9 protein-coding genes are annotated in these 13779 nt (G+C 59.7%); 7 read left to right on the top strand and 2 right to left on the bottom strand.

Features of this window, described 5'->3' with window-relative positions:
- Positions 1-272 precede the first annotated feature (272 nt).
- Genes AC07XZ_RS09020 through AC07XZ_RS09010 form a run of 3 tightly spaced genes read left to right on the top strand, consistent with a single transcriptional unit; the run spans position 273 to position 3086 of the window.
- The gene (locus tag AC07XZ_RS09020; protein WP_085745233.1) at positions 273-1379 is read left to right on the top strand and encodes a GGDEF domain-containing protein; all 1107 of its coding nucleotides are present in this window, start codon (positions 273-275) and stop codon (positions 1377-1379) included.
- Positions 1372-2307, top strand: a complete 936-nt coding sequence (locus tag AC07XZ_RS09015) for an iron-sulfur-binding ferredoxin reductase (protein WP_102687230.1) — start codon at positions 1372-1374, stop codon at positions 2305-2307. The genes AC07XZ_RS09020 and AC07XZ_RS09015 overlap by 8 nt, the downstream gene beginning before the upstream one ends.
- A 29-nt stretch (positions 2308-2336) precedes the next feature.
- The gene (locus tag AC07XZ_RS09010) at positions 2337-3086 is read left to right on the top strand and encodes an enoyl-CoA hydratase-related protein (RefSeq protein ID WP_102687231.1); all 750 of its coding nucleotides are present in this window, start codon (positions 2337-2339) and stop codon (positions 3084-3086) included.
- A gap of 223 nt (positions 3087-3309) precedes the next feature.
- Here the strand turns inward: AC07XZ_RS09010 and pyk are convergent, their stop codons facing one another.
- A complete protein-coding gene (gene pyk, locus AC07XZ_RS09005) occupies positions 3310-4761 on the bottom strand; it encodes a pyruvate kinase (RefSeq protein WP_007951250.1) in 1452 nt (483 codons plus the stop codon).
- Positions 4762-4935: 174 nt separating this feature from the next.
- Between pyk and AC07XZ_RS09000 the strand changes: the two genes are divergently transcribed.
- Together AC07XZ_RS09000 and AC07XZ_RS08995 are read left to right on the top strand one after the other, a co-directional pair.
- Positions 4936-5322, top strand: coding sequence for a tetratricopeptide repeat protein (locus AC07XZ_RS09000; RefSeq protein ID WP_007951249.1), 387 nt, complete (start codon positions 4936-4938; stop codon positions 5320-5322).
- Between the two features lie 217 nt (positions 5323-5539).
- Positions 5540-5899, top strand: a complete 360-nt coding sequence (locus tag AC07XZ_RS08995) for a PilZ domain-containing protein (protein ID WP_007951248.1) — start codon at positions 5540-5542, stop codon at positions 5897-5899.
- Between the two features lie 45 nt (positions 5900-5944).
- On the opposite strand, the gene AC07XZ_RS08990 is transcribed toward AC07XZ_RS08995, so the two are convergent.
- A complete protein-coding gene (locus AC07XZ_RS08990; protein ID WP_085745230.1) occupies positions 5945-6349 on the bottom strand; it encodes a DUF6124 family protein in 405 nt (134 codons plus the stop codon).
- Between the two features lie 470 nt (positions 6350-6819).
- Between AC07XZ_RS08990 and AC07XZ_RS08985 the strand changes: the two genes are divergently transcribed.
- Together AC07XZ_RS08985 and AC07XZ_RS08980 are read left to right on the top strand one after the other, a co-directional pair.
- Positions 6820-10014: a hypothetical protein gene (locus AC07XZ_RS08985; RefSeq protein WP_102687232.1), complete on the top strand. Its 3195-nt coding sequence runs from the start codon at positions 6820-6822 to the stop codon at positions 10012-10014.
- Positions 10015-10149: 135 nt separating this feature from the next.
- Positions 10150-13773, top strand: a complete 3624-nt coding sequence (locus tag AC07XZ_RS08980) for a Tc toxin subunit A (RefSeq protein ID WP_158247727.1) — start codon at positions 10150-10152, stop codon at positions 13771-13773.
- Positions 13774-13779: the final 6 nt, after the last annotated feature.

Genomic DNA, 13779 nt, shown 5'->3' with positions numbered 1-13779 from the left:
TGCCTGCGGCTTGGGTGCATCGGTCGGTCGCAGACACCTTTCAAGGCACGCCGGGGCTGCTGGCGCGACGCTAAAAAGGCGCGGCAGTATACCGCGCCTCGGTGGCGGGCACATCTGCCGGGAGTCATTCGTTGGTCGCATGGCTGCAGGTTTTTGACGCCAAATACCCGGCCCGAAAATCAATGGTCATTTATCGACTGGGCCACTAAAGTGGCAGCCGGTCTGTAGAGTAGGACACTCGGTCAGCCTCTTATCGCACGGTGAGTCAACGATTGACCCATAACGCCATTCAACGTCTTTTGCTCAAACGCTTCGCCCTCGCTGCAGCCACCTATGGATTGGCTTTGCTGCTGCTGTGGCTGGCGTATTTCACTGGTCATTACAATGACTCACTGGCCGGCGTCGCCGTCGGCAGCGCACTGGTGGTAATCAGTCAGGCGACCCTGTTTGCCCTATTCTTTTCTGGCTGCAACCTGCGTTTTTCCGACCCGAGCCTGACGGAAGCACAAGTGCTGCTTGGCCTCGGCTGGCAGACGTGGCTGATTGCACATCTGGAGGAGGCTCGGGGCGAGTTTCTGGTCTTTTATGTGCTGATCCTGCTGTTCGGCCTGTTCCATCTTTCACAACGGGCGTTCGTGCGCTGCGCGATGCTGGTGTTCTTCAGCTTCTGCGCCATCACGCTGTGGGACGGTTATCACATGCGTCTTCACGATCCGGCGCTGTCCGCGTTGCAGGCGTGCATTCTGCTGATCGTGCTGGCGTGGCTGGTGATTTACGCGCGTTTCGTCCAGACGTCGCGCCAACGCATGCGCCAGCGGCGGTTCGCCTTGCAGGCGCATCAGGACACCCTGCGCGGGATGATGCGCCAGCTCGAAGACCTGGTGGCCACCGACGAATTGACCGGGCTGTTCAATCGCCGGCATTTCCTGCGCCTGGCCACCCGCGAGCTGAATGCGATGGAGGCCGACGTGGTGCATGGCCTGGCGCTGATCGACCTCGACCACTTCAAACGCATCAACGATATTCACGGCCATGCCGCCGGCGATCAGGTGCTGCAAGCCTTCGCCGGGGTGGCCGGGGCCTGTCTGCGCGACGGCGATGTGCTGGCGCGTTATGGTGGTGAAGAATTCGTGGTGCTGCTGCCCGATTGCAACGCCGAGCGCCTGACCGCCTGTTGCGAACGGCTGCGCATCGCCTTCACCGACGTCGAACTGGTGGGCCTGAACGTGAAAAACCTGAGCCTGTCCGCCGGCATGACCCTGCTGGAACTGGGCGATGATCTGGACGATGCCTTGCAGCGTGCCGATCAGGCGCTGTACCGGGCCAAGCGTGACGGGCGCAACCGTTGCGCAGCCGCGTGGGAGAACGTCGATGCCTGAACTGCGGGTCGGTGAACGACAGTGGTCGGTGGCAGCGGGCAGCAACCTGCTCGATGCCCTCCTTCAGAACGGTGTGGCGGTGCCTTACAGCTGTCGCGCCGGCAGTTGCCATGCGTGTCTGGTGCAATGCGTGCAGGGCTTGCCCGCCGGCAGTCGCCCCGATGCCTTGAGCGCCGAGCAGCGTGATCAGGGCTGGCGGCTGGCCTGTCAGTGCCAGGTGATCGAAGACTTGCAGGTGCATACTTTCGACCCCGTCACCGATGGTCGCTCGGCCACGGTCGAAGCGCTGGACTGGCTCGGCGACAGCGTGCTGCGATTGCGCCTGACACCCCAGCGGCCGTTGCGCTACAGCGCCGGCCAGCATCTGGTGCTATGGGCCGGCCACATTGCGCGGCCTTATTCGCTGGCGAGCCTGCCGGAAGAAGACCGCTTTCTCGAGTTCCACCTCGATTGCCGCCAGCCCGGCGAATTCAGCGATGCCGCGCGCCGCCTACAGATCGGCGACCCGATCCGCCTCGGCGAACTGCGCGGCGGTGCGTTGCATTACGACCCGGACTGGCATGACCGGCCGCTGTGGCTGCTCGCCGCCGGCACCGGGCTCGGCCCGTTGTTCGGTGTGTTGCGCGAAGCCTTGCGTCACGATCATCGGGGCGCCATCCGCGTCATTCATCTGGCCCATGATGCCGACGGGCATTACCTGGCCAAACCCCTTGAAGCACTGGCTGCGCAGCGGGAAAACCTCAGCGTCGAAGGGTGGACGGCGGCCGAGTTGCCGGGCGCTTTGGCGCAACTGCGCCTTGTCTCCCGACAAACCCTGGCCTTAGTCTGCGGCTCGACTGCCAGCGTCGACGCGTTCGCCAAGCGTCTGTTCCTGGCCGGACTGCCGCGCAATCAACTGCTGGCCGATGTCTTCCTGAGCCGTGGTTGAGCGCTGAATTCTCAGACGCGAGACCTGCCATGCCCGAAGCCATCCTGCTGCACCGCGAACGCGGTTTGCTGACCCTGCGCCTCAACCGTCCCGACAAGAAAAACGCCCTGACCCGCGCCATGTACAGCCAGTTGGCCGATGCGCTCAAACAGGCGAATCACGACCCCGAAATCAACGCCGTGCTGATCACCGGCAGCGCTGAGTGTTTCACCGCCGGCAACGACATCGCCGACTTCATCCAGCAACCGCCGAGCGACCTCGACAGCCCGGTGTTTCACTTCATGCTCGAACTACTGGAGTGCCGCAAACCGGTGATCGCCGCCGTGGCCGGGGCGGCGGTGGGGATTGGCACGACGCTGTTGCTACATTGCGATCTGGTGTACGTGGCGCGGGATGCGCGGTTGCGCATGCCGTTCGTCAATCTCGGGTTGTGCCCGGAGTTCGGTTCCAGCCTGATCCTGCCGCGTTTGCTCGGGCAGGCCAAAGCATCGGAGCTGTTGTTGCTGGGTGAAGGTTTTACCGGTGAGCAGGCGGCGCAATGGGGGATCGCAACCGAGGCGCTGGGCAGTGGCGAAGCCGCGTTGGCCAAGGCGCGGGAGATGGCGCTGCGGTTTGACGAGTTGCCGGCTGAAGCGGTGCGGATCAGCAAGCAACTGATGCGCGCGCCGGATCGCGAGTTGATTCGCAAGGTGATCGAGGAGGAGGGCGCGTTGTTCACCCAGCGGCTGCGCTCGCCGGAGGCGTTGGCGGCGTTGACCGGGTTCATCAAACGCCATTGAGATATCCGCCGACCGCCGACCGCCGACCGCCGCCGCACTCCGTGCACCGATCGTTCCCACGCTCTGCGTGGGAATGCAGCCCGGGACGCTCCGCGTCCCATGCCGAAGCGGACGCGGAGCGTCCATTGAGGCATTCCCACACGGAGCGTGGGAACGATCAATCTGAAATGAAAAAGCCCCGCCATTCACATGGCGGGGCTTTTCGTTTTCAGCAACCGGTCACTCAGACCTGCGGGTCGCCCACGTGCAGGATCTTCATGCCGTTGGTGCCGCCGGTGGTGTGGTAGCTGTCGCCCTTGGTCAGGATGACCCAGTCGCCTTTCTCGACCACGCCGCGCTTGACCAGCTCGTCGATGGCTTTCTGGCTGACTTCGTTCGGGGCCAGCGAAGCCGGGTCGAACGGTACGGTGTACACGCCACGGAACATCGCAGCGCGGGCCTGGGCTTCGCGGTGCGGGGTGAAGCAGTAGATCGGCACCGACGAACGGATACGCGACATGATCAGCGGGGTGTAGCCGCTTTCGGTCAGCGCGATGATCGCCTTGACGCCCGGGAAGTGGTTGGCGGTGTACATGGTCGCCAGCGCGATGCTCTCGTCGCAGCGCTCGAATTCCTTGCCGATGCGGTGGCTGGAGGTCTTGCTGGTCGGGTGCTTTTCAGCGCCGACGCAGATGCGCGCCATCGCCTGCACGGCTTCCAGCGGATAAGCGCCGGCAGCGGATTCGGCAGACAGCATCACGGCGTCGGTGTAGTCGAGCACGGCGTTGGCCACGTCGGACACTTCGGCGCGGGTCGGCATCGGGTTCTGGATCATCGACTCCATCATCTGGGTCGCCACGATCACCGCTTTGTTGTGGCGGCGTGCGTGCAGAATGATTTTCTTCTGGATGCCCACCAGCTCGGCGTCGCCGATTTCCACACCCAGGTCACCACGGGCAACCATCACGGCGTCGGAAGCCTTGATCAGGCCGTCGAGGGTTTCGTCGTCGGCCACGGCTTCGGCGCGTTCGATCTTCGCCACCAGCCAGGCGGTGCCGCCGGCTTCGTCGCGCAGTTGACGGGCGTAGTTCATGTCGGCGGCGTCACGCGGGAAGGACACGGCGAGGTAGTCGACTTCCATTTCAGCGGCGAGCTTGATGTCGGCCTTGTCTTTTTCAGTCAGGGCCGGAGCGGTCAGGCCGCCACCGCGACGGTTGATGCCTTTGTGGTCGGACAGCGGGCCGCCGATGGTCACGACGCAGTTCAGCTCGGTCGCGGTGGCGGTTTCAACGCGCATGACCACGCGGCCGTCGTCGAGCAGCAGCTCGTCGCCCACGCCGCAGTCCTTGACCAGGTCCGGGTAGTCGATGCCGACCACCTGCTGGTTGCCTTCGGTCAGCGGATGGCTGGTGGAGAAGGTGAACTGGTCACCGATCTTCAGCTCGATGCGCTTGTTGGCGAATTTGGCGATTCGGATTTTCGGGCCTTGCAGGTCACCCAGCAAGGCGACGAAGCGGCCGTGCTTGGCAGCGAGGTCACGCACCAGCTTCGCGCGAGCCTTGTGCTCGTCGGGGGTGCCGTGGGAGAAGTTCAGACGGGCGACGTCCAGGCCAGCCAGAATCAGCTGTTCGAGAACTTCCGGCGAGTTACTGGCCGGGCCAAGGGTAGCGACGATTTTGGTACGACGGACGGACATGCAAAGACTCCTCAGGTTCAAGCGCCAGCGAAGGCTACTATGCTCTTGGGGTGTAGTCATTGTTCGTTTGCACTACTTAATAGTTTCTTTATTGAACACGGCAACTTTGGGACAAACGCGCCTGAAGATTTCCGACCAGGGGTCGATACAGAGCACAAGACAGGAGAACCCCCCATGCGATTCGTGCCCATTGCCGCCCTTGCCCTCAGCGTCCTCGCCGTCACGGGCTGCACCCGTTGGTCGATGAACCATCATTTGAACAACGCCTACAGCGCCTACGACCGGGGCAACTGCGAGCAAGTGATGCTCGAACTGTCCAAGGTCGAACGCGCCAGCCGTGCCCGCCCTTACGTGTGGCCGGAAGTGTCGATGATGCGCGGCCAGTGCCTCGAGCGGCAGAAAATGTTCGTCGATGCGGCGCAGACCTATCAGTTCATCATCGCCTCGTACCCCAACAGCGAATACGCCTACCGCGCCCGCGCGCGTCTGGAAACCCTGCAGAGCCTGGGTCACTACCCGACTCGCAGCGCTGCCGCCGTGGTCCGTCCAACCCGGTTCTGATGGCGGTTGTCATACAAAAGCTGGCTGCTTGTATAGGGTGAGCTATAGTCGAATGAAACCGGTGCAGATCGAATTCTGTACCGGCGCAACACCTGCGACTGGCATGAGATGCACGTGGCGAGCGCCACACCGGGAGCGGGGAGAGCGGGTCTGACGCACAGGCCCGTTCCGAAGCGAGAGTGCGGCTCCGTCAGGGGCCTTGCATGGCGAATTGCGTATGTTTACCGACCGTCGAATCGAACGGCATCAGTTGCCATATTTTCTGCGAGTGTTCAACAGCGTCACCGATAAACCTATCGGCTTTCTGGGCAATGTGTCCGAAGACGGTTTGATGCTCATCAGCCAGTTGCCGATGATGATCGGTGCCGAATTCAACCTGCGCCTGAAAATCCCTTTGGGCGAGGGTTGTCAGCAGGTCATCGACCTGACGGCGTGCTGTCTGTGGTGCCACGAAGACGCGACCCCCCGACACTACGACGCCGGCTTCAGCCTGTACCGGACACCGCCCGAGTATGGGCAACTGGTCGAGGCGTTGAAGCAGTATTTCAGTTTTCAGCCGTTGCCGGCCTCGGCCTGAAAACAAAAAAGGGCCACAACCTGACGAAGGTTGTGGCCTTTTTTCTTATGCGGTTATCGCAATCGCCCGCTCGTTATCCAGCGTCTTCTCCACCAGCAACAACCCCAACTCACTCAACTGATAGATCGCCATCGCCAGATGCCGCGGCTTGTCGTCCAGGCTGTCGGCCAGGTCGAGCAGCAGGATGCTGACTGACGAAAAGGTTTCGTAGGTCTGGATGGCGATGGCTTCGGGGTTGATCTCGGGATCGACCTTGAACATCTGCATGCCGCGATCCACGGAATTGCGCGGTTTTTCGGGCGAGGGATTGAGGTAGAAATCCAGAGCCCGGTGAGCGGCGTCGTGGAGTTTCTTTGAATCGACGGAGGCGTAGGGGGAGACCGGATCGGGTTGATCGGACGGTTCTGTTGGGTCGGTGTCCAGTGGTGGATTTGGAGTTGCTTTGAACATAAACGTAAATCCTCTAGTGGGCCTGCCACCACCTCGCGACTAAACGAGGGGTGGCGGCTGAACGCAGGTTAGTCGACCGGGAGGAATTACGAAAAACCGGCGCGCCCGAGGGCGCCCTGCGTACAGCCACCATCGAGTGCGGGGATAGGGAGTACCCGACTTGATGACGCTTATACACCTTTCGTAATACCTGCCCGAGCGACTAAACCCGGCCGCTGATTGGCAGCGACACGGATCAAGTTACGGGGCAACGCCAAGGCGCACAAGCCGGCGGATTCTGAGTGATTTGTAGGCAATGGCACAAGCCGTCGTAGCCCGTTGTTACGACTTGCAGGACGCTGCCGAACCGGGCTGTGGGAAGAGTTACCGTTTGTCGGGACTGTCAGATTTTACAGGTGTCGGCCATAACCGAATTGGCATTAATGAGAACGGTCAGCTCGTGTCCTATACATCCCGTCGAGGAGCAGGTTATGGAAGATCATGAAGAAGGCACCATTGAAAATGATGTTCCAGACACGAGCATTTCGACGTTGCCATCATTCATCCAGTCAGATGAAGTTTTGGAGGAACGACAAGAGATCAGAGCGTACAAAACCGTTGCAGGCACTGCCTATTGGTGCAGTTTGGAATTTTTCAGTGAATTTACTGCGGACGGTAGTCAATTCAAGTGCAGAACATCACGTTATAACGCCAAGGCTAATGGAGGGACAAAGGGCAACTTATATGTCAGAGCCAGCAGTCAGAACACATGGGATTTCACCTGGAATGATATAGGTAACCAAAACGGCCAGTGGAATACGCTGGAAGCTACCGGGTGGATTAATTCACCGAGCGGGAGCGCCACTGTTTACTTCAAATACATTTATGACAGATCTGGTGCCAGTGACGTAGAAATGGATGTGGACATCGTCCTCACCTTCAAGCCCGCCACGCCCGTCATTACAAGCCCCTCAGGGAATGTGGCAACGACTCCATTCACGGTTACCGGCACGCGAGGCATTCCTAACGCTGGAACTATCACCCTGCATAATGCCAATGGCGGTGCTCAACTCGCTACTGCGGTTATTGCGACCGATGGAGGGTGGACTGCCTCTGTCGCCTTTCCCCCCGGCCTTAAGACGCTGACTTTCTACGCCAAACAGACTATCCGGAATTCTGTTTCAGACGAGTCCAACCGTGTCACTGTGAATCTGGTGGTGGCTGCTGTCACCATTGACTCTCCAAAATCCGGTGACTCGCTGCGAGAGCGTCAACCGGTGATCAATGGCAAGGGCCATTCGGGAGCGACAATCAAGGTCTACGAGGCTGATAGTGGGGTGATTCTCTATGGATCTGGAACGGCCCAAGGCGGACAGTGGAGCATACGGCTGACCACACCGCTCCCCATCGGGCGGTTCACTTTTCATGTAAGCCAGGACTATGCCGGGGAAACGACATGGTCCGACAAGGTGCCTGTTTTCGTTTTGCCTAGATTGCCTGTCATTACCCAACCCGCCGCCCAATCAGAACAGAACCGTTCATTCACCGTCAGCGGCACGGGGGGCGAGGTCGGGGCCATCATGAGGATCCATCTCGATCTGAATGATGCGGTGGTTGGCTCTCTTCAATCGGTAGCAGGGAATGACTGGAGTGTACCGGTCGTTATCCCGGCCAGTATCGCTCCCGGCGAAGTCCGCCTTACTGCCCAGCAGACTTTGGGAGTGCCTTCCGATCGAAGCGATTATCGGCCATTTAAAATAAAACCCCCGCAACCGAGCAAACTGACGGTACAGATCGATGCCCAAGGCAAGGTGACCCTCGGAGGTGTCGGACATATCAGTGCGACGTTCTATCTCCACGTCGTGAACAACGGGACGCCTCTCCACTCCTTTACCGTGACAACGTCTCCCTGGTCGGTGTTCTTTCCCGATTGGTTGCCGGGTACTTCGCTGATCGGTGGCCGACAAAGTGTGCCCGACGGTGTAGGGCAGCCGATCTATTCGGACTGGATATCGGAGGGCACCACGGTCGTGGTGCCTGTTCCTCGTCCAACATTGAGTGTGCGCGTCAGCCCGGACGGCATTCCTACGTTTTCCGGTACGGGCAGGAACTGGTCCGGTCAACCGGCCTCCAGAATCGAGGTCCGACTGGAGGGCGCCAGCTCCGCGATCGTGCCGATCGTCGACGTTCCCGAAGATACGACCTGGACCAGCACGGCAACAGCACGCTGGGCTCCTGGTACGTATCAGGTTACGGCCATTCAGTGGTTCACAACGCTGCAATCGGAAAGGGTTCAACCGCCTGTTTCGGTGGTCATCTCCGCCCCCCCTGCCGTTATCGAAAAAGTGACCCCGAACGGCTTGTTTGCAACGGTTGCTGGCCAATGCTGGCCGGGAGCGGTGCTGACGATCAAGTTCAGCGACGATACTACCCCCTATCCGGTTACGGATACGGACAAGAACGGGCAATGGGACTTACAGCGCCCCACGGCGTTTCGCCCCGGCAGGCACACGGTCACGGTCACGCAGACTTTCGGCGGGCAAACCTCTAATCCGGTGTCCATGTCCTTCGATATAGCGGTGAGCGTACCGGTGATCACCCCACCACCCGGTGGGCAAACGGATCATTTGCCGGTATTGCACGGCACCGGCGGGATCGACGGCTTCACGATTAGCGTTTTCGATTTCGTGACCCTCGACCGGTTGGGAGAGACGCTCGCAACAGGGAATGCCTGGTCGGTACAGCTCACGGAACTCGACTACCTGACCCAAACCGTTTTCGCCATACAGGTGCTGGGTGACTTGCAATCGCTGCCCAGCACTTCGGTCGCTTTCAAAGTGGTTTTGTATGCGCCAAGGATCGACTTTCCAACAACAAGAACATCGGTCCCCCGTACATTCACGGTCGAAGGTTATGCCAGAGCAGGGAAAGGATTCGTCCGGACTGAGGTCGATGTGTATCTCGACGGCGTTCCCTTTCGTATTTATCCGCATTTTGGCGATGGATATTTCAAACAGAATTTCACACGGCCAGTGGGGCCATGCGTACTGAAAGCCAGGCAGTATTTCAAGGATCAGGAGTCGCCACTTAGCGAGGATGTGCAGGTCACGATCGTTCCCGACAAGGCATACATTGAAACGCCAGGTAGTGGTGAGGCTGTCGGACGTACTGCGGTGATCTGCGGGTTCGGATACGCAAGAGATACCGTCGTGGTTGCTTTGCCGGGTGGTGCGGAGCTGGGGCAGGCCAAGGTCCAGGAAAACGGGACATGGTTTTGCCGGATCGAAATCCCAGGGACCGGCACCGACCTTTCACTCGTCACCGAGCAGCGCAAGGGGGAGTTCCACTCCGGTTGGTCCGAGGCAAGACCCCTGCAGCGCCTTGCGCCCCCACCCTCATTCAACGAACCGTCGGAGGGCAAGTGGGAGGGAGCAACGCCCAGATTCGCAGGCGGTGCTCTGGCGGGTCCGAAGGTTGATGTGGTCGCCTGGTATGACTCCGAGGATAAACATGCCAAGTCTCTTGTGACCAACGGCGGACGTTGGGCCGGAATATCGGAGCGAAATCTGCCTGCTGGCCCGCAATGGGCCTGTGCCGTACAGGTCGTGGGTGGAAAACATTCCATGCCAGCGGACAGCAAGCGATTCGATGTCGCGCCGCCTGACGAACCGCCAAGTCAGGCTTAATCCGACCAAAGGTCAAGTCTACTGTCAGTTCTGACAGTAGACGCCACCCGCTCGATGACGCCAAATCCTTTGCAGGCACCATGCGAAAGGCGCCGTTCCTTTACTGGAACTCGTTTCAGACCCAGGAGCATCCACATGTACCGCTCTCCCGCTCAGATCGCTCAGAAGATGTTCACTCAAGCGGTCGGTAAACCCAAGCGCTCGTCCACGACGGCTCTGACACGTTTTTTCAAGGCGGGGGGATCGGTTGCCGTACTGGCGCAGAAAGGCGTCGACGGGTTGATGCACGATTTTGGCCTGAACCGGCAGCAGGCCGGGGAGTTCCAGCAGCGCCTCAATGTGCTGTCGACCGTGGTATTGCGGCAGTTCATCGAACACCAGTTGACTGCCAGAGATGCCAGAGCTGTTGCGCGTTCGGGGCTCAATAACGGTCCGACTTACGCCTTGTTGTTCAAGCCGAACTTCGACGCGTTATGCCCGCCTGATGCGATCGAAGCCATTCACTCGCCTGCGGCGTATCTGACAGCCCTGTTGCATTGGGCATTGCATCGGCTGGGGGAAACCGATGGCAAGGACCTTCCGCTGGTTGGCCGGCGTACGGATCTCGAAAAACTGCTGATCGATGTCAAGGCCGTCCATGGTGCAGTGCCGTCGGTGGAAGTGATCAGCCACATCATGGAGCACTTCATCACCGCCACGCAGGGGCCCATTCAAAACCTCGATGAGGCGTTGAACCAGAAGGCCTTTCCTCGGGAACTGCCCTTTCACTGGCCTTGGGTTACGCTCGATCATGTACTGAAGGGACATGGCGAATCGGTGGGCAGCGTGGTGCGTCTGTGCGATTTGCAGTATCCGTGCTTTCTTCGTTCGGCACCGTGGAGCGACAAGTCGGATGACGCCCTCGTTCAAGCTTCACGGTTGAGTCCATCACAGCGGACAATCCTGACCGAGGCGAGTCATTTTCCAGACGGGGGCGACGAGTTCTACCAGAAATACCTCGGTCTCAAGGGAATTTCGATTGGTAATCTGAGGCTCGTCCACGTTTTCAATGAAAGAACGAAGCTGGATACGCCGGCGCTTGAGGCATTGCTTTCGATTGAAGGTTTCACTCCCTTCCTGTCCGAAAATGCGCCGGGTGTCGTCACGGGCCCTGTTACAGGCAAGGACCATGGGTCTGTCTTTGTTCATGAGGCAAAGACCCCGTCCATTACCATTGTCAAAACGGACTCGGGCCTTCTCAATCGTTTCGAGAATATGGGGAGGCCCGACGAGCCCGACGAGCCCGACCATTCCGAGCGGGTTGATCGTGCCAATCGTATATTGCGACTGACTGACTGGTTGCGGTTGGCCAGTGACGAAACCGATCGACTGATCGTTGCGGCAATGCTCGCTGAAGTGCCCCCGCCGACCCCCTCTCGCTACTGGATCACAAGCAATACTCTGCGAGCTATCGGGCTGTTCCAGGCACTGCGGGAGGTCTTTGGATGCACCGCAGAAGACTTCGCCGCCTTTATCGGGCCGCTTTGCGTTTTCGGGCGCGGCACGGAGCGTGCCCAATACGATCGAGTTTTCAACAGTGGTGCCACCGGTTCTCGTCCTTTGGTACTTGATGACCGATCCTTCCCGGTGATTCCCGTGACCGCTGCCGACCTGATTACGGTCAAGCAATTGTGCGCAGGCCTGGGTATTGATCTGGAAACCTATTTTTACCTCGCCAACCTGATTGCCGCCGCTCACGGCCTGGCTGAACTCAAGTGCAGCTTGCCGATCGTGTCCGGTTTTTATCGCATGGTCAGGCTGCCCCGGTTACTGGGGATTACTCCGATCGAGGCGGTCCTGTTGTTGAATCTGACGGGAGGTCAGGTCTGGGTGAACGCACTGGCCGGCGTGCCGCAGATCAACAACCAACAATCAGCGGGTAAGCCGGACGTACTGAGTGTGATGCATGCCTTGATGGATGGCGTGCAATGGGCCCGGACCGCGCAGTTGCCGGTGCACTGGGTGGTGCAACAAGCAACAGCCTGGCCACCGAGCCGGCCCGATGAAAGACAACTCTCGTTGTTTGATCAATGGCGTCGGCAGGTCCCGGTGGCTCGGGTGACGGAAGATGTACTGAAAATGGCCGGTATCGAGCCCTTGTCGAACAATCGCCAGTGGCTGCGGGCGTTGAGGGCGTTGGTTGACGAACAGGGACTGATTCGTGATTTTGTTGAGTCAGCGGATCAGACCTACGAAGCCCACGCCCGGGAAATGACGGAGCGGGCCGTGTTGTTGGAGACGGGGAGCCTCGATACAGGTCTGGTGGCGCTGATTCTGGCGGTGGTGCTGCGTTGCCGCGCCAGTCAGAACAGTATGGTTCAGGAGGGGTTGGCTGCTTATAGCGGTCTGAAGCCGGATCTGGTTCTGCAGGTGCTTGGCTGGTCCGGCGCAAATGTGCATTTCGTATTGGCTCAGGTGCTCGGATTGCCGGAAGCCTCCAAGGACAGCGCTACTGTGCTGCGGCGGGAAGACCCGTCGAGCGATCCTGTTCTGCAGGTGTTGGCCGAGTTCTCGAGACGCAGCGCCGTGGTCGCGAGGCTGGAACTCAGCGGTGAATTTCTCACTCACTTCATCGCGACCGGGTATCGCGAATGGTTCGGTCTGCACTCGGTCGACGCATTCGACCTTTCAGCGTTGTATTACCTGACAGTCTACAAACGTGCCCTGGGCATGAGTGATCAGCCGGAAACGAGGCTGGTTGACTATCTGCGCCGCGTTAACGCGCTGCCGGCCAACCTGAGCAATCACGGGCTTGAGCTGGTCCAGGAGCGAGCCGCGAAGTGGCTCGCCGAGCTGTTCAACTGGAGCGTGGATGAGGTGCGCATCTGCGCTGCCCATGTGAATCCGTCGAAAGGCCTGGTCGTGACCCTGCAACAGCTCGATGTGCTGACACGCATTCGCTTGTTTGCCCAAAAGACCGGTCAGAGTGCCAGGACACTCCTCGAGCTCGGGAAGCTGCCACCGGACAGCGAATATGCCGACTATGAGTACGTCGCAGACCTTGTCAGAGCCAGCCTGACGACCACGACCGAACCGAATTACGCTGACGACGTCATGGCCGTGGGGCTGGACGTGATCGTGCACTGGACGACGGTGCCCGACCCCGTCAGGTTGATCGCTAACAAACCGGACGAATTTGCCGAATTTACCGTAACGGTAAAGAACCGCGAAGGCCAGGCGCGATTGAACGTCAATGTTCATTGCGCCACCACGCTGGGCCGGTTTGAAACTTCAATGATCACCACCGACGTCAACGGCACGGCGACGGTGAAGTTTTTCCCGGACAGCCGGATGGGCAGCGTCACTCCCGTTTTCAGGCTGGATCTGGGTGAGGAGACGGCCGCACCGAGGATCGAAATCGGGCCGGATATGGCCACACTCCATTTGAGAGCCCAAAACCCTTTCCCCGTGCCCGACAGCACCGTGCTGATCGGAACGCCGGTGACCTACCGCGCCATTGTCCTGGACGACTACGACAACCCCATCGCAGGCGCCTCGGTGACCTGGAAACTCGATCCGCTGCCTCAGGGTGAGATCGAGACTGTCACTGATCAACAGGGGCGTACCGAGGTGACATTCACCGGTACCGAGCGGGTCAACGTCAAGGTTACAGCGACAGCCCAAAACTCGACGTCCGTTAAATTCCGGGAAGTGTGGTTTGTCGAAAACCTTCTTCATCGCCGGCGAGTACCGGCGCCCCGCAAGCAACGCAAACAGTGACAGGAG

The organism is Pseudomonas sp. GW458-11-26-14-LB4 (assembly GCF_059423925.1).
The sequence above is the reverse complement of the archived record's forward strand: the minus strand, read 5'-3'. Positions and strand labels throughout refer to the sequence as shown.